The organism is Burkholderiaceae bacterium DAT-1, from assembly GCA_019084025.1.
Lineage (GTDB): Bacteria > Pseudomonadota > Gammaproteobacteria > Burkholderiales > Chitinimonadaceae > DAT-1.
The window spans coordinates 365,273-381,433 of the sequence record JAHRBI010000006.1; the positions used below are offsets into that span (position 1 = coordinate 365,273).

Genomic DNA, 16,161 nt, shown 5'->3' on the forward strand with positions numbered 1-16,161 from the left:
GGTTCATCCAGGTCATTACACTTGCATGTTCATCACGTCCTGGTAAGCGGAAACCAGTTTGTTACGAACCTGCACCATTGTCTGGAACGACAGACTCGCCTTTTGCAGCGAGACCATCACGTCTTGTAGATTCGCATCGGGTGCGCCGGATTCGAAGGCCTGCTGATTAGCATGCGCATCAAGCTGCATCTGGTTTACCTGATCAATCGAACTTTTGAGAACCGAGGCAAAGTCTCCGCCCTCAGGAATGTCCGCAGCAGGTGTCGACTTCTGGCTTGAAGCCAGCGACGACATCGCCTTCAGTTCCCCCAACAATTGATCAATACCTGGTGTGCCCATCATGCACCTCGAACCTCGGTAGGTCGGAAACCCCAACAAAACGCAATCAGGTATTTCCGGCATCTACATTTTGAATATAGGAAGCAGTTTCATCATTGCCAAGCAATTGCCAGGCCAGATTTCACGCCCAATCGGTCTTCACCCTCTTAAACGGCAAAAATTGTGAAAACTTGAACGCCCAAGCCAGTTTTCACGGGGTAGACGACAAACGGTTGCTGTCGTATTTTTGTCATCTCCCCCCTGCTTTTGTATTGCGCTACGACCCTATTCAACCAGAAAACCCTCTTCGCGATACTGTTGCAGCTTGTATCGAAGCGTACGCTCGCTCATCCCTAATCGCTCGGCGGCAAGCTTTCGTACACCTTGCGCAGCATTCAGGGTATCGAGAATATGCTGCCGCTCCAGTACCTTGATATCCGTGACAGGTTCTGCCGGGAAAACGGCAAGCTTTTCCGGTTCGGCGGCAATCCTTGCCGGTAACATTTGCCGCAAGCGAGAGCTGCCGGGCAAGAACAGATGCGCGCACTCGATATCGTCACCGGGCGCCAGAATCAGTGCGCGCTGCATGACATTCTCAAGCTCGCGAATATTGCCGTCCCAGGTGTGCGACTTGAGCACTACAGCAGCCTGATCACTGATGGTGGGCATCCGTCGATGCGTCAGCCCCGAATGCCGCGCCAGAATAGTACGTGCAAGCGGCAAGATATCGTCAGGACGCTCGCGCAATGCCGGCAATTTCAGCGGAAACACATTCAGCCGGTAATACAAATCCTCACGGAAACGATGCTCTGCCACTTCCAGCTCCATGTCGCGATTGGAGGTAGACAGCACACGAATATTCACAGGGATGGGGTGGCGCCCCCCAACCCGCTCTACTTCGCGCTCCTGCAGAACACGCAGTAACTTGGCCTGAAGCTCAAGTGGCATCTCCGACACTTCATCCAGTAGCAGCGTACCGCCATTGGCCTGTTCAAATTTGCCAATGTGCTGATTTGCCGCACCGGTAAACGCGCCGCGCTCATGGCCAAACAGGGTGGACTCGAGGAGGTTCTCTGGAATGGCCGCACAATTGATTGCAACGAAGGGGCCGTTGGCGCGCGGCGAATGACGATGAATATAGCGCGCCAGCACTTCCTTGCCCGTGCCGCTTTCGCCTGTGATCATCACCGACGCATCCGACATCGCCACGCGCTGTGCCACATCCAGCAGATCCAGCATACCCGGCGCTTCGGCGATCAAGGCATCATCGTTCACCGAAGGCAACATATAGCGAGCCACCTGAACCAGCAGATCCTCAGGCTCGAAGGGTTTTGGGAGATAGTGAGCCGCGCCCGCATGCATGGCCGCCACAGCCTTTTCGATCATGCCGTAGGCCGTCATCAGAATCACGGGGATATGCGGATAATCTATCTTGATCTGGGACAGCAGTGCTTCGCCATCCATTGGCTGCATCTGCACATCAGACAAAACCAGACCGACCTTGTGGCTGGATATCTGTTCGAGACCACGGCTGCCATCATCAGCCTCAATCACGCGGTAGCCTGCAATTTTCAGCGTATCGGCCAGCGCCTCGCGCAGGTCGTTGTCATCTTCAACAATGAGAATCGGTAGTGCTGCCATGAAACACTGCTCCCTCGTATCGTGTATGCCGAACGCGCGGAGCATTGCTTAAGCAATTTTAGCGCCCGCGCTTGGCAACCACCATCAGAACCCTGTGCGTCATCTCCTTTAGCGAGATGACTTCATGAGTCGCACCAATTGCGATCGCCTCTTTAGGCATACCAAATACCACGCAACTTTGCTCATCTTGTGCAAAGTTATATGCGCCTGCTTGACGCATTTCGAGCATCCCCTGAGCCCCATCACGACCCATTCCGGTGAGCATCACCCCCACTGCATTGGCTCCGGCAAGATTGGCCACCGAACGGAACATGACATCGACAGAAGGCCTGTGACGATTGACTGGCAAGCCTTCCGAGAGACTGCAGTGATATTTGTTGTTGCGCATCACCAGCATCAGATGCGCACTCCCGGGTGCGATGTAGGCTGTTCCCGGCAGGATGGGTTCTTCATCCTCAGCTTCTTTGACATGAATACGACACTGCGTATCCAATCTTGAGGCAAACGAGCGCGTAAATTGCGCCGGCATATGCTGGGTGATGATGATGGGGGGAATAATGGAAGGCATCGGCTGAAGGAATGCCTTGATGGCATCCGTTCCACCTGTTGAGGCGCCAACGGCAATAATCGTTTCGCGGATAACCGGTTTGCGGATTTGCAGCGGAAGAATGACGTCCGCATTGTGTGAAGGAAGAACCTGCATGTGCCCTGCGGGACGCTCGGGACGAACCCCGGTATCCAGATGCCCTAATCTGGACCCCGACCGCAAGACATCGGTATCAGTATCCCTGGCCATCAGGCGATCGCCCTCACCATGGCCCATCGAATGAACGCCATGCAGGCTGGCTGACATTGCGCACGTGGATCATGAGCCGATTCCTCACTGATCCAGTGCCACACCAGCAGCTCCGGCATGGACTGAATCAGACAGGAAGCCGTCAATTACAGGATGGTAAAAATCTTGCCGAAGCAAGCAATTTCCAGCACTTGCCGAACCGCATCCTTGCAATTGGCCAATGCCAGCTTACGACCGCCGGACGATGCTTTTTCTTTAAGTAACAGCAACATCCCCAAGGCCGAACTGTCCAGATAGTCCACGCTCTCAAAATCAACCACGATTTCCTTGACATCATCCTGAGCCAGGAGCTGATCGCAAGCATGACGAAAATCACGGTGTGCACTGAAATCAAACTGTCCGGTCAGAACAAGGCGCCCTGTTGCGCCCTCAATTTGCACGGTTGCTGTCATGTTGACCTGTTTCCCTTCTACGAATATCCACTGGACTTCACGATCCGCTGGCGGCTAGCCATGCCAGATTGATAGCTTTTTTCAATCTCGCATGAAAAACCCAAAAACTTTATTGTGCCACGAGACAACCCGCTTCGTGGAGATGTTATTTCACAATAGGCAATCGGATGGTAAATCGCGCACCTTTTCCCAGTGCAGACTGAACCCCGATTTCTCCAGCATAGGCCGTAACCAAATTCCGTACAATTGCTAATCCCAACCCGGTCCCTTCTTTTCGAGTCGTGAAAAAGGGCTCAAACAAGCGCTCCTGAAGCTCTTGAGCAATACCGCAGCCGTTGTCCTCAACCTCCAGGAATGCATTGTCCCGATAAACATTCAGACGAACTGCAATCCGGCCACCGTCCGTCGTTGCTTCAACCGCGTTCTCGAGCAGATTAATGACGCCGCCCAACATATCCTTTCCCGATACATTGACCCAGATGGGGGCATCCGGCATGGCGATGTGCCAATCACGATGCATCGCCCGTTCCTGCGGCTCCACCGTCTGCACAGCTTCGCTGACCAAATCTTTCAAATTGATTCGCTCGGTATGAGCCTGCTGGCCACGTACGAAACTCAGCATGTCCTGAATCAGGCTTTCCAGATACCGCAACTGCCCAAGCGCTTTGTTGCTAAAGCGGATCCGGTCTGGCTCCTGCAATTGCTGTCGCGACAGATTTGCGACATAGAGCAGAGCGGTCGATAACGGTGTTCGGAGTTGGTGGGCTAACCCTGCAGCCATCTCCCCCATGGATGCGAGCCGTTTGTGGTGTTCGAGCTGACGCTGTAAACGCCAGCGTTCGCTCAAATCGGTCACCAGCACAATGCGTTCCCCGCCTCCCAGCGTCCGGTTAACCACGCCGATCCGCCGCTCATTGCCGGTTGGGTCAGTAAACTCGAACTCGCCAGATACCGCAGTTGCCTTCAAGGTACTTTCGACGCCTGCATGCCAGTCCTTACCGGTCAAACCGTCGCCAAATAACTCCAGCGCTGCCGCATTCGCCATACTGAGACACCCGCTCGGATCGATTTCGACCACACCTGCGGGCAAGCCATCCAGTAATGCTTCCAAGCGTGCAGACAAGGCCGCCTTCTCCTCGAATTGCTTGCGTAAAGCACCATTGGCCACAGCAAGTTCAGTGGTGAGCGAAGTCACTCGCTGCTCAAGCTCCTGATAGGACTCCACCAGTTGCCGCGATGCTTCAGTGAACAGAGAAAAGGCCTGTTCCAGCTCCGCGCGGTCCGCATTTTTGCGCTCGTCGTCCAGAGTCATGATTTCCTCTTGGGGGTTTGCCTTACCTTGCATTATAAAAATCTCAGGCTTTGCCAACTTTGATTGCACGTTACACAGAGCATCTTCCCCACACGTGCACAAAGATTGCAATCGACAAACTGGTTTATGCGCAATTCTGTGGCTATAACGACTAAGGACAGCGCATCGACAAGCGCTCGACGACATCGGATACAGGAGCGGTAAAGTGTCAGACCTATTGAAGAATATCGACGCACGCACCAAGCTTGCAGGGACAAACAAGCTTGAAATCCTCCTGTTCACGCTGGGGCTCGACGAGCGCAGTGGTCGTCGCGAGAACTTCGGTATCAACGTCTTTAAAGTGCGCGAAGTCATGCGTACCCCGGAAATTACCCAGGCGCCCGACATGCCTCCCGCTGTAGAGGGCATGGTCAGCCTGCGCGGCATCCTGATTCCAGTGATTGATCTGGCTAAATACGTGGGTGTTCAGACTACAACCAAGCCGGAAATCATGATTGTGTCCGAATACAACGGACACACTCAGGGCTTCCTGGTCGAGGCCGTTGATACCATTCTGCGTCTGGACTGGTCACAAATGCGTGTTCCGCCCGAGATGCTCGCCAATACCTTGCGCGGACTAGTCACTGCGGTCACCGAACTTGAAAACAACAAGCTGGTGATGATGCTGGACGTTGAAAAAGTACTGGCTGAAACCAACGAAGCGGATGACTCCCACGAATTCCGCGCGATCCAGCCACAGGCAGATCTGATCGGAAAAACGGTCTTCTTTGCGGATGACTCGGCAGTTGCACGCAAACAGATTGAACGCACCCTTGATGCGCTGAAAATCAATTACGAATTTGCCATCAACGGTAAGAAAGCATGGGAAGCACTGCAAAAGATTGCCGTCTATGCTGAAACGCAGGGCAAGGCCGTTAAGGATCTCGTCCATATGATACTAACTGACGTAGAAATGCCGGAAATGGACGGCTACATGCTGACCAAGCAAGTGAAAAGTGATCCGCGCTTTGCTGGCATTCCTGTCCTCATGCATTCGTCGCTGTCGGGCATGTCTAACCAGAAGCTCGGACAGTCAGTGGGGGTGGACGCGTATGTGGCGAAATTCGAGCCACAAAAGCTCACCGATGCAGTCGCGACGATGCTGCGTGGAAACTATGATGCGCCTTCGCATCGCTAGTCTATCGACCGGAGACATTCTTCATGGCGCTTGATAACAGCACATTGCTCGAAGCGGTTGACGCGAGAACCAAGCTCGCCGGCTCGAACAAGATGGAAATCCTGCTGTTTTCCCTGGGTTCAAGGGAAACTTTCGGCATCAACGTGTTCAAGGTGCGCGAAGTCTCACAAACACCCAGGATCACCCGTACCCCGAATATGCCGGTCGGCGTTGAGGGCGTGATTTCCCTTCGCGGCAATATCATTCCGGTGATTTCACTCACACGCTTTGTTCGTCCTGCCGAATATGACAAGGACTCCGAACAGACCATGATTGTGACGGAATTCTCCAAGCACACTCAGGGCTTTCTGGTGCATTCGGTTGATCGCATCATCCGTGTTGACTGGAACAAGGTTCGGCAACCAGAGCAGATGCTGGCAGGTTCGCAGGCACTGATTACCGCCATCACCGAACTGGAAGGCGGGAGACTGGTGTCGATTCTGGACGTGGAACAGATTCTGTCCAGTGTCATCGGTGAAACCGTTGTTCCGGATATTCCGAAGGCCAATCTGGACACGGAAAAATTCATGTTCTTCGTGGACGACTCGATGGTCGCCCGCAAGGAAATCATTGGTGTGCTCGACAAGATTTCCGTGAAATACCATCAGGCCAACAATGGCAAGGAAGCCTGGGACAAATTGCAGAATCTGGCCAATCGCTACCAGCACGACGGAGAACGTCTGCAGGATCACCTGAAACTGATTCTGACCGATGCCGAAATGCCGGAAATGGATGGCTATGTGCTCACCAAGCACATCAAGTCGGACCAGAGATTCAAGGGCATCCCCGTAGTGATGCACTCTTCGCTGTCATCCAATGCCAATCGGGCAATGGGCAGCAGCGTAGGCGTGGATTCCTATGTCGCCAAGTTCGACCCGGTCATTTTGGCCGAAACCATTATGCCGTACCTGCAAATGTAATACCCGGGCAAGATACCGCCCAGGCTCTGGCAGCTTGATATTCGCGCACCCGTGACGGAGTGAGTTATGACAGACAAAAATATGCGCTTTCTGGTGGTCGACGACTTTTCGACGATGCGCCGTATTGTGCGGAACCTGCTCAAGGAGCTCGGGTTCGGTAACGTCGAAGAGGCGGAAGATGGGCAAGTGGCACTCCACAAGCTCAAATCCAGTACTTACGAGTTCGTAGTCACGGACTGGAACATGCCGAACATGACAGGGATCGAGCTATTGAAAGCCATTCGTGCTGATCCGTCACTCAAGCATCTCCCGGTTCTGATGATCACCGCGGAGGCGAAGAAGGAAAACATTGTCGAAGCAGCCCAGGCTGGTGCCAGTGGCTACATCGTCAAGCCGTTTACCGCCGCCACGCTGGATGAGAAGCTCGGCAAGATCTTTGCGAACATGAACAAGTAAGGAGGCGCGTGTGAGCAACCAGACCAACAACACCGGCGACTCTGACGAACTTCAGGCTCTGTTTGACAGCATCGTCAGCGCCTCGACACCCGCAGCGCCTCCAGAAGCAGCGCCCTCACCCGTAGAAGTGAGTGCAGGTGCAGTTGCGGATGCTGCAGCGGTGGCAGCCAATTTCGCGAACTTGGACGAGCCCGCACGATCCATGTTCTCAAGCATCGGCCAGCTTACGCGAAAAATGCACGATGCCCTGCGAGAGCTTGGGTATGACAAGTCCCTAGAGAAAGCTGCGGCAGCCATCCCGGATGCGCGAGACCGGCTATCTTATATCGCCACACTGACCGAGCAGGCAGCAAATCGGACATTAAATGCCATCGATGTTGCTCAGCCCATTCAGGATAAGGTCGAGGCTGAATCCGAAGTGCTGAGTAGAGAATGGGATCGCCTGTTTAACAAACAAATGACTGTGGATGAATTCCGCGATCTGGCGATCAAAACACGAGAGCATCTGAAGCGCACCACCGACCAGGCTCGCTCGACTAATCAGCAATTGCTGGAAATCATGATGGCTCAGGACTTCCAGGATCTGACAGGTCAGGTGATCAAGAAGGTGGTGGAAATGGCCAAGGAAATGGAAGGCGGCCTGCTTGAGTTCTTGGTGCAATTCTCGCCTGCAGCGGGCAAAACCCCAACGGTGGCAGATACTTCACCCGATCTACTCAATGGACCGGTTTACAAGACAGAAGGCCGCACCGACGTCGTCACGAATCAGGAACAGGTCGACGACTTGCTGGCCAGCCTGGGATTCTGATCCCCGGAAAGGGGCACGCATAATGTGCTGCCCCTGACTCACTTTGTAAGGATAGGGACATGAGCGATTTCAGCGGTATGGAAGAGCTGCTTCAGGACTTCCTGATGGAAGCCTCTGAATTGCTCTCCGACGTGGACAACAAACTGGTCGAACTGGAAAAGCGTCCGGGCGACAAGCAGTTGCTCAACGAAATCTTCCGTGGCTTTCACACCATCAAGGGTGGAGCAGGCTTCCTGAATGTCGATTCTCTGGTCAACCTGTGCCATCGCACGGAAAACCTGTTCGACAAGCTGCGAAACTCAGAGATTTCACTGACGTCCGAACTGATGGATGTGATTCTCGCCGCAACAGGTGTAGTGCGGGACATGTTCGGTTATCTCGGGCAAGCACGCATGCCAGCTGCGGCAGATCCTACCCTGATCGCCCAGCTAGATGCCGCGCTGGAAGGCAAAGAAGTAAGCGCATCTGCTCCCCCACCTCCAGCACCTGCACCAGCGCCCGCTGCTGCCCCTGCATCAGCCCCCGCGCCAGCTTCCGTCATGAGTGCTGCACAGCGACCGGATGAACCGGACTGGGTACAGCTCTACGAGGGCTTGCTTGGCCCATCTGCCACATCAGCTCCAGCACCTGCCATGACCGCTCCTGTCCCTGCCCCAGCACCGACTCCTGTTGCAGCGCCTGCACCCGCACCTGCCGCCGCGCCCGCTCCACTCGCGGCAGCGCCGGTTCCTGCACCTGCACCCAAGCCCCCCATGCCCGCTCCAGCGCCTGGTGGTTTGGCAAGCGCACCAACGGGTGTCAAGCCTGCAGCGGCACAGCAATTGTCTACGCAGGAAACCACCATTCGGATTGATACCGTCCGCCTGGATCAGGTATTGAATTTGTCCGGCGAAATCGGCCTGACCAAAAACCGGCTCACCACACTGCGTACCGATATCCTGCAGGGTCGAACCGACACAGGGACACTGAAAGCGCTGGATGAAGCAATTGGCCAGCTCGATCTGCTGGTCAGCGACCTGCAAAATGCGGTGATGAAAACCCGTATGCAGCCTATCGGCCGCTTGTTCCAGAAATATCCTCGCCTGGCACGAGATCTTGCTCGCCAACTCGGGAAAGACGTCGAACTGGTCATTTCCGGTGAGGAAACCGAACTCGACAAGACCATGCTGGAGGACTTGAATGATCCGCTGGTTCACTTGGTTCGCAATGCCGTTGATCACGGTGTCGAAACCATCGAGGAACGTAACCAGCTTGGCAAACCGCCCAAGAGCATCGTGACGCTGTCAGCGACACAGGTCGGCGACCATATCCTGATCGATATCGCCGATGACGGCAAAGGTATGCGCCCGGATGTGCTGCGTCGCAAAGCCGTCGAAAAGGGCATTATCGACCTCGAAGCAGCCAATAGTCTGGATGACAAGCAGGCGCTGCAGCTGGTGTTCCTGCCCGGTTTTTCCACCAAGGATCAGATTTCGAGTATCTCCGGTCGTGGCGTGGGCATGGACGTGGTCAAGACCAACATCCAGAAGCTCAACGGCCGTATCGATATCTCGTCCACCGTCGGCGAAGGTACACGCTTCACCATCTCGCTGCCGCTGACACTGGCGATTCTGCCGGTTCTTGTGGTCAAGGTCTGCAATCAGCCATTTGGTGTGCCGCTGGCCATGGTGCGCGAGATTATCCCGATCCGCTCCGATCAGGTGCAGGAAGTATCCGGCCGCGCCACCATCGTCGTTCGCGACGAGGTACTCTCGGTTCGATCGCTGGCGCGTCTAATTGGCTGGGAAGAAACTCAGTCGCCACAATTCGGCGTACTGATGCAGTCGACCGAACACTCTTTCATCCTTGCCATTGATAGCTTTGTCGGTCGTGATGATGTGGTGATTAAGCCTCTGCAGAATATCCGGCCGCGCGGCATTGCCGGTGCAACACTGTCCGGCGATGGTTCGGTTGTACTGGTACTGGATATGGAAGATTTGCTGGCATCCAGCACCTCCGAGCAGTCTGCAATCAAGAGTGATCTGTTCGTTCAGGCATTGAGCAAAGAAACAAGCTAAGCCAAAGGGGCTGCACGGCTTCCGCATGCAGCCCGCTTTCGCCCAGCATGCCGAATGGCGCAACCGCATCCGTGAGCCAAGATGAACAAAAGCGCATTTATCGGACGCCAACCAATCGTCAACAGACAACAGCAAATCATTGGATATGAGTTGCTGTTTCGTCTAGACCAGCATGCAGATTCCGCCGAGTTTTCCAGCGATATGCAGGCAGGCACCACCGTATTGGTCAACACCCTGTCAGACATGGGCGCAGAATGGCTGGTGGGAAACAAACTCGCCTTCATCAATGTTGCCGCCTCGATGCTTGAAAGCAAGTTCATCGAACTGCTTCAACCACAGCGGGTCGTGATCGAAATTGTCGAGTCCGTCAATGCCACACCGGAGCTGGTACAACGCGCCAGGGAACTACGCGCAAAAGGCTTCGGTATCGCCTTGGATGATTTTGCCTATTCATCGCAAGTTGCTCCATTTCTGGAAATCGCCAGTTACGCGAAGCTCGATATTCAAAGCTTGGGTCTGGACAATGTGCAGGGAATGTCGCGCGAGCTACGCAAATTTTCCATGCTGCAAATTGCGGAGCGAGTGGAAACGCGAACCGAATTCCGCCATTGCATGGATATCGGACTGGATGCGTTTCAGGGTTATTACTTTGCCAAACCGGAAACCCTATCGGCAAAGGTCATTAATCCCGCCTACACCAACATTCTTAATCTGCTGAATATGCTCCGCAATAATGCGGAAATGATAGATATCGAGAATGCGCTTAAACGCGATGTTGCACTGTCATTCAAGCTGCTGCGCTACATCAATTCAGCAGGCTTCGGCTTATCGTGCGAAATTAACTCTTTCCGTCATGCCGTAACGATACTCGGTTACCAGAAACTGTATCGCTGGCTCACTTTGTTGCTGGTCACCGCCAGTCCGGACTCGAGCAGTTCGCCTGCATTGATGAAAACAGCCATTACACGCGGTCGCCTGGTGGAGTTACTGGGTCAGCATATGCTGGATGGGCCAGATCTCGATAACCTGTTTATTGTGGGCGTATTTTCATTACTGGATGTCATGCTCGATATGCCCATGCCGGACATTCTGGATACGCTGCTGCTCCCGGCAGCAGTGCAGGATGCGCTATTGGAACGCAGTGGCTTGTATGGCCCCTTCCTCAAGCTTGCAGAAGCCTGTGAGGACCCCGAAATGGCAGATGTCACCGACCTCTGTAGCCTGCTGCAAATTACACCGCACATGCTAAACAAGGCACATGTGTCTTCCTTGCAGTGGGTGGAAGAATTGGGCGTGTAAATCACGCCCAATCCTGTAATCACCCCTTGCCGGTGCTACCAAATCCACCCTCGGCACGTTCACTGGCTTCGAACGAATCCACAATATTGAATCCAACCTGCACCACCGGCACCATCACCATTTGCGCGATGCGTTCCATAGGCTGAATCACAAACGCATCCTTGCCTCGATTCCACACCGACACAAAAATCTGCCCTTGATAATCAGAATCGATCAGTCCAACCAGGTTACCCAGCACAATACCGTGCTTGTGCCCTAAGCCCGAACGCGGCAGCAGCATCGCAGCAAGCGACGCATCACCGATGTGGATGGCCATGCCGGTCGGCACCAAAGTGGTTTCTCCGGGCTGCAAAGTTAGAGGGGCATCTAGACAGGCGCGCATGTCCAGGCCGGCGGATCCGCTGGTTGCATAGGCCGGCAACTGCTCATGCAGGCGGGCGTCCAAAATTTTTACGTCAATAGAGGTCATGATTCAGGGTGGTATCGTTGGTAAAGACGCGCGGCATGCTTGATGATGGTACGCGCAATGTCATCTTTGGGCGCTCGTCCGACACGATGCTGTCCTGCATCATCCAGCAGAATGACTTCGTTATCGTCTGCGCCAATCGCGGATTGTGCCAGATTCGCCACCAGCATCGGCAGCTTCTTGCGACGACGTTTTTGCTCGGCATATTCCAGCAGGTTTTCACTTTCTGCCGCAAAACCCACGCAGAAAGGTGGTTCCGCCAGTCCCGCAACCGTTGCCAGAATATCCGGATTCGGTGCCAGTTCCAGACGCAGATTTTCACTGCTCTTTTTGATTTTCTGCTCGGATTGATTCACCACGTGATAGTCCGCCACCGCAGCCACGCCAATAAACATATCGGTACGCGATACCTCGGCAAGCACACGATCAAACATCTCCTGCGCACTACCCACATCCACACGCTGTACACCTGTCGGCGTTTCCAGCATGGTGGGGCCCGCAATCAATGTGACATCCGCCCCGGCATCGGCTGCGCATCGCGCAAGCGCAAAACCCATTTTTCCGCTGCTGGAATTGGTAATGCCGCGCACGGCATCAATCCGTTCAAAGGTTGGCCCAGCCGTAATCATCACTTTCAGGCCGTTCAGGTACTTAGGCTGGAAGAATGCGTTGACGTAATCCAGAATGGCATCCGGTTCCAGCATTCTACCCATACCCGTTTCACCACATGCCTGCTCCCCTTGATCCGGCCCGAGAATAAGCACGCCGTCCGACTTCAGTTGCGCGACATTTCGCAGATTGGGCGGGTTTTCCCACATTTGGCGATTCATGGCAGGCGCCACCATCAGGGGGCAATTGCGCGCAGTACAGAGTAAGGACAGCAAGTCGTCCGCGGCACCATGGGCAAGCTTGAACAGCATATCGGCACTGGCGGGCGCAATCAGGATCAAATCCGCGCCACGCGGCAGATCAATGTGCGCCATATGATTGTCAATGCGACTATCCCATTGATCGGTAAATACCGGACGGCCAGATAAGGCCTGAAAAGTCGGGACGCCGACAAATCGAGTGGCAGCCTCAGTCATGACCACCTGAACATCATATCCCGCCTTGATCAATTGTCTGGTGAGCTCAGCTGATTTGTAAGCAGCCACGCCGCCTGTCACACCTAAAAGCAGTCTTTTTGCACGGCTCATCCGTGTGGATCTCCCATCTACTTGGCAAGCACTTGGTTGCTTGCTCAAGACTTGTTGATCTGCAAATATATTTTATATCAATCACTCTTCAGGTCTGCCCTGCCATGAGCATTCGAGACTGGAATCATGACCAGCGTCCGCGTGAGCGCCTAATGAATCTTGGCGCAGGCATGCTGAGTGATGCCGAATTACTCGCCATTTTCCTCCGAGTGGGCATAAGAGGCAAAAGTGCTGTCGATCTAGCCCACGATCTCTTGCGTGAATTTCGCTCGCTGGGCGGACTTTTTACTGCCAGCCACACAGCGATCAGTGCCGTCCCCGGCATGGGAGATGCAAAATATGCCCAACTCCAAGCAGTACTCGAAATGGCTCGTCGTGCCCTTGGCGAGCCGCTGCAGCAGCGCGACGTAATGAGCAACCCCGCCATTGTGCGCGACTATCTGCGCCTTTGGATCGGGAGTGAAACCCGCGAAGCATTTGGCGTACTATTTCTCGATAGCCAACATGCGGTGCTGTCTGCGGAAATTCTGTTTCGCGGCACACTGACTCAAGCATCCGTTCACCCCCGTGAAGTCGCCCGGCGCGCCTTAAGCCTCAATGCGGCCGCGGTCATCGTAGCCCACAATCATCCGTCAGGCGTCGCTGAACCCAGTCGCGCAGACAGGCACATGACCGAACAACTTAGACAATCACTGGGATTGCTGGACATTCGTCTGCTCGACCATGTCGTTGTATCACGATATCAGTCGGTTTCCTTCGCCGAACGTGGCTGGTCAGAGTGTTTGTCGTGAATCTGTCATCTTAGCAAGCACAAAATGCGACGATGCTCAATCAGGTGTTGCAAAAGGTTCGCAACCCTGACTGTCCGTCCCGTCCGTTCGTTGACATGGGTCAAAACGGCAGCGCAATATTGCCGCGCCGCAGGCCTCGTATTTTAAGGCTTTTGTACAACATGCGGCCCGATTCAGAACAAAAGATGCAGCGCATCAGGGGAAAGACATGAAGTTGGCAAAATATAGCGTGATCGCGGCAGCAGTTGTGGCACTTGGCGCATGCGGAAAGAAAGATGCAGCCCCGACAGGAGATGCGGCTCATTCAGCCACCTCGGGCGATCATGTTGTCCTGATCGGTCATGGCGGCCCGCTCACCGGCAACCAGGCCCATCTCGGAAAAGATAACGAGAATGGGGTTCGCTTGGCGATTGAAGATCTGAACAAGGACGGCGTTCTCATTGGTGGCCAAAAGTATACGTTCGAACTCAAAAGTGAAGACGATCAGGCTACGCCTCAAACAGCCACCGTTGTTGCGCAGCGTTTAGTCGACGCTAAGGTTGCCGCCGTGATTGGCCACATGAATTCCGGCACAACCATTCCAGCATCCAAGATTTATGCTGAAGCAGGTATTCCGCAGATTTCCCCATCTGCGACCGCCGTTCCTTACACCAACCAACGATTTGCCACCACCTTCCGCGTTATTGCCAATGATTTAGCTCAGGGTAAAGCCTTGGGCACCTATGCAGCCCAGACATTGCATGCCAAAAAAGTGGCAATCATTGATGACCGCACCGCCTACGGACAAGGTCTGGCTGACGAATTTGAAAAAGCCGCCAAGGCAAATGGTGTTGACATCGTTCAGCGCGAATTCACTACCAATCAGGCCACTGACTTCATGGCCATTCTGACCAATGTGAAAGCCAAAAAGCCGGATCTGATCTTCTATGGCGGCATGGATCCGCAAGCTGCGCCGATGGCACAGCAGATGAAAAAGCTGGGTATTGCAGCCAGGCTAATTGGCGGCGATGGTTTTCAGGATGCAGCTTTCCTGAAAAATGCTGGCGATGCGGCTGAAGGCCAATATGCATCTCAACCGGGTCTGCCCAAGGATAAAATGCCAGGTTTCGAAGCATTCAACAAACGCTATCAGGCTCGCTTCAATGCAGACATCCAGATCTACGGCCCGTTTGCTTATGACGCCATGATGGTACTGGTTGAAGCAATGAAACGTGCGGGCTCCACAGAACCCTCCAAGTATCTGAAAGAAATCAGCAAAACTGATTACAACGGCATCACTGGACATATCACCTTTGACAACAAAGGTGATCTGAAAGCCGGTGCAGTCACGATCTATCAAGTTAAGGGCGGCAAATGGGAAACCGTTGCAACCGTTAACGCTGCTGACAGCCAGTAATATTCAGGCGGGTCCTTCGTTCCCGGATCCGCAATGACTCTCGCATTCATTCGTTAAGCCCGGTCCCACAAAGACCGGGTGTATTACGTCCATCGAAAGGGTGGCGTTGTGGACATTTTCCTGCAGCAACTCATTAACGGCCTGGTAGTCGGGGCAATTTATGCTCTGATCGCACTAGGCTACACCATGGTGTATGGCATTTTGCAGCTCATCAATTTTGCTCACGGCGAAATTGTCATGATGGGCGCCATGCTAACAATTTCTGCACTCAATATTATCGCGCCCATACATTTGCCGGGCCCGGTTGCGCTGGTGCTGGCGACGCTGATTGCCATGCCACTGACAATGCTGATTGGTTTTGCTATAGAACGGATCGCCTATCGTCCCCTGCGCAAAGCGCCGCGTCTCGCGCCACTCATTACCGCCATCGGGATGTCGATCATTCTCCAGCAGCTTGCGGTTCTGTTCTGGGGCAATACCCCACGGACCTTCCCTGATGTGTTGCCACACGATATCTACGAAATTGGCGGCGCCAGTATTACCCAGTTGCAGGTTGGCATCATTGTGCTGGCCATCGTCATTATGGTCGGACTGTTGCTGATGGTTGAACGTACACGTCTGGGCCGTGCCATGCGAGCAGTCTCGCAAAACCCGTCAGTGGCCAGCATCATGGGAGTGAATGTCAACCAGATCGTGGCCGCTACCTTTGTGATTGGCTCGGGCTTGGGATGTGTCGCAGGCGTCATGGTCGGTGCCAACTATGGCCTCGCCTATCCGACCATGGGCTTTATGGTAGGACTGAAAGCCTTCACGGCAGCCGTGCTGGGCGGCATCGGCAATCTGGCAGGTGCAGTGATCGGCGGACTGGTGCTTGGATTGGTCGAAAGCTTCGGGGCTGGCTATCTCGGCCCACTCACAAACAATGTACTGGGTAGCCAGTATCAGGATATTTTTGCCTTCCTGGTGCTGATTCTGGTGCTGGTATTCCGTCCATCCGGTCTGATGGGCGAGCGCGTCGCAGAACGCGCCTGAGGAGG

The 16,161-nt window shown here is 54.2% G+C and carries 16 protein-coding genes; 9 read left to right on the forward strand and 7 right to left on the reverse strand.

Translation table 11 applies throughout. The features are described 5' to 3' along the window. Positions 1–15 precede the first annotated feature (15 nt). The 5 genes from fliE to KSF73_14795 all read right to left on the reverse strand — a co-directional run bounded on the left by fliE (position 16) and on the right by KSF73_14795 (position 4,519). A complete protein-coding gene (gene fliE / locus KSF73_14775) occupies positions 16–342 on the reverse strand; it encodes a flagellar hook-basal body complex protein FliE (GenBank protein ID MBV1776980.1) in 327 nt (108 codons plus the stop codon). A gap of 261 nt (positions 343–603) precedes the next feature. Continuing rightward, complete coding sequence (locus tag KSF73_14780) at positions 604–1,959, reverse strand: sigma-54 dependent transcriptional regulator (protein MBV1776981.1); 1,356 nt, start codon at positions 1,957–1,959, stop codon at positions 604–606. Between the two features lie 58 nt (positions 1,960–2,017). Beyond that, complete coding sequence (locus KSF73_14785) at positions 2,018–2,812, reverse strand: hypothetical protein (protein ID MBV1776982.1); 795 nt, start codon at positions 2,810–2,812, stop codon at positions 2,018–2,020. An 89-nt stretch (positions 2,813–2,901) separates the two neighbouring features. Then, positions 2,902–3,207: an STAS domain-containing protein gene (locus KSF73_14790; protein ID MBV1776983.1), complete on the reverse strand. Its 306-nt coding sequence runs from the start codon at positions 3,205–3,207 to the stop codon at positions 2,902–2,904. Between the two features lie 145 nt (positions 3,208–3,352). Further along, positions 3,353–4,519, reverse strand: a complete 1,167-nt coding sequence (locus KSF73_14795) for a GHKL domain-containing protein (protein ID MBV1776984.1) — start codon at positions 4,517–4,519, stop codon at positions 3,353–3,355. A 205-nt stretch (positions 4,520–4,724) separates the two neighbouring features. On the opposite strand from KSF73_14795, the gene KSF73_14800 reads away from it, so the two are divergent. From KSF73_14800 to KSF73_14825, 6 genes are all read left to right on the forward strand, one after another. After that, positions 4,725–5,696 (forward strand): chemotaxis protein, encoded by a 972-nt coding sequence (locus tag KSF73_14800; protein MBV1776985.1) that lies wholly within the window; start codon positions 4,725–4,727, stop codon positions 5,694–5,696. 23 nt (positions 5,697–5,719) lie between these two features. Further along, on the forward strand, positions 5,720–6,655 hold the full coding sequence (locus KSF73_14805) for a chemotaxis protein (GenBank protein ID MBV1776986.1): 936 nt from the start codon (positions 5,720–5,722) through the stop codon (positions 6,653–6,655). A gap of 66 nt (positions 6,656–6,721) precedes the next feature. Further along, on the forward strand, positions 6,722–7,111 hold the full coding sequence (gene cheY, locus KSF73_14810) for a chemotaxis response regulator CheY (protein MBV1776987.1): 390 nt from the start codon (positions 6,722–6,724) through the stop codon (positions 7,109–7,111). A gap of 202 nt (positions 7,112–7,313) precedes the next feature. Further along, a complete protein-coding gene (gene cheZ, locus KSF73_14815; protein MBV1776988.1) occupies positions 7,314–7,919 on the forward strand; it encodes a protein phosphatase CheZ in 606 nt (201 codons plus the stop codon). A 59-nt stretch (positions 7,920–7,978) separates the two neighbouring features. Beyond that, entirely contained in the window at positions 7,979–9,976 is a 1,998-nt protein-coding gene (locus tag KSF73_14820; GenBank protein MBV1776989.1) for a chemotaxis protein CheA, read from the forward strand. Between the two features lie 81 nt (positions 9,977–10,057). Beyond that, entirely contained in the window at positions 10,058–11,275 is a 1,218-nt protein-coding gene (locus KSF73_14825; protein MBV1776990.1) for an EAL domain-containing protein, read from the forward strand. A gap of 19 nt (positions 11,276–11,294) precedes the next feature. On the opposite strand, the gene dut is transcribed toward KSF73_14825, so the two are convergent. Together dut and coaBC are read right to left on the reverse strand one after the other, a co-directional pair. Next, entirely contained in the window at positions 11,295–11,744 is a 450-nt protein-coding gene (gene dut / locus KSF73_14830) for a dUTP diphosphatase (GenBank protein ID MBV1776991.1), read from the reverse strand. Further along, positions 11,741–12,937: a bifunctional phosphopantothenoylcysteine decarboxylase/phosphopantothenate--cysteine ligase CoaBC gene (gene coaBC / locus KSF73_14835; GenBank protein MBV1776992.1), complete on the reverse strand. Its 1,197-nt coding sequence runs from the start codon at positions 12,935–12,937 to the stop codon at positions 11,741–11,743. Before coaBC ends, dut begins: the two co-directional genes overlap by 4 nt. Positions 12,938–13,041: 104 nt before the next feature. Between coaBC and radC the strand changes: the two genes are divergently transcribed. The 3 genes from radC to KSF73_14850 all read left to right on the forward strand — a co-directional run bounded on the left by radC (position 13,042) and on the right by KSF73_14850 (position 16,156). Further along, the gene (gene radC, locus KSF73_14840; GenBank protein MBV1776993.1) at positions 13,042–13,728 is read left to right on the forward strand and encodes a DNA repair protein RadC; all 687 of its coding nucleotides are present in this window, start codon (positions 13,042–13,044) and stop codon (positions 13,726–13,728) included. 208 nt (positions 13,729–13,936) lie between these two features. Next, entirely contained in the window at positions 13,937–15,124 is a 1,188-nt protein-coding gene (locus tag KSF73_14845) for a branched-chain amino acid ABC transporter substrate-binding protein (GenBank protein MBV1776994.1), read from the forward strand. Positions 15,125–15,232: 108 nt separating this feature from the next. Beyond that, positions 15,233–16,156 carry a branched-chain amino acid ABC transporter permease gene (locus KSF73_14850; GenBank protein MBV1776995.1) on the forward strand — a complete coding sequence of 308 codons (924 nt, stop codon included), beginning with the start codon at positions 15,233–15,235 and terminating at the stop codon, positions 16,154–16,156. Positions 16,157–16,161 lie beyond the last annotated feature (5 nt).

Coding starts and splice junctions, on each gene's coding strand:
- fliE (MBV1776980.1), bottom strand. CDS start 342: ATGATGGGCACACCAGGTATTGATCAATTGTTGGGGGAACTGAAGGCG.
- KSF73_14780 (MBV1776981.1), bottom strand. CDS start 1,959: ATGGCAGCACTACCGATTCTCATTGTTGAAGATGACAACGACCTGCGC.
- KSF73_14785 (MBV1776982.1), bottom strand. CDS start 2,812: ATGTCAGCCAGCCTGCATGGCGTTCATTCGATGGGCCATGGTGAGGGC.
- KSF73_14790 (MBV1776983.1), bottom strand. CDS start 3,207: ATGACAGCAACCGTGCAAATTGAGGGCGCAACAGGGCGCCTTGTTCTG.
- KSF73_14795 (MBV1776984.1), bottom strand. CDS start 4,519: ATGACTCTGGACGACGAGCGCAAAAATGCGGACCGCGCGGAGCTGGAA.
- KSF73_14805 (MBV1776986.1), top strand. CDS start 5,720: ATGGCGCTTGATAACAGCACATTGCTCGAAGCGGTTGACGCGAGAACC.
- cheY (MBV1776987.1), top strand. CDS start 6,722: ATGACAGACAAAAATATGCGCTTTCTGGTGGTCGACGACTTTTCGACG.
- cheZ (MBV1776988.1), top strand. CDS start 7,314: ATGTTCTCAAGCATCGGCCAGCTTACGCGAAAAATGCACGATGCCCTG.
- KSF73_14820 (MBV1776989.1), top strand. CDS start 7,979: ATGAGCGATTTCAGCGGTATGGAAGAGCTGCTTCAGGACTTCCTGATG.
- KSF73_14825 (MBV1776990.1), top strand. CDS start 10,058: ATGAACAAAAGCGCATTTATCGGACGCCAACCAATCGTCAACAGACAA.
- dut (MBV1776991.1), bottom strand. CDS start 11,744: ATGACCTCTATTGACGTAAAAATTTTGGACGCCCGCCTGCATGAGCAG.
- coaBC (MBV1776992.1), bottom strand. CDS start 12,937: ATGAGCCGTGCAAAAAGACTGCTTTTAGGTGTGACAGGCGGCGTGGCT.
- radC (MBV1776993.1), top strand. CDS start 13,042: ATGAGCATTCGAGACTGGAATCATGACCAGCGTCCGCGTGAGCGCCTA.
- KSF73_14845 (MBV1776994.1), top strand. CDS start 13,937: ATGAAGTTGGCAAAATATAGCGTGATCGCGGCAGCAGTTGTGGCACTT.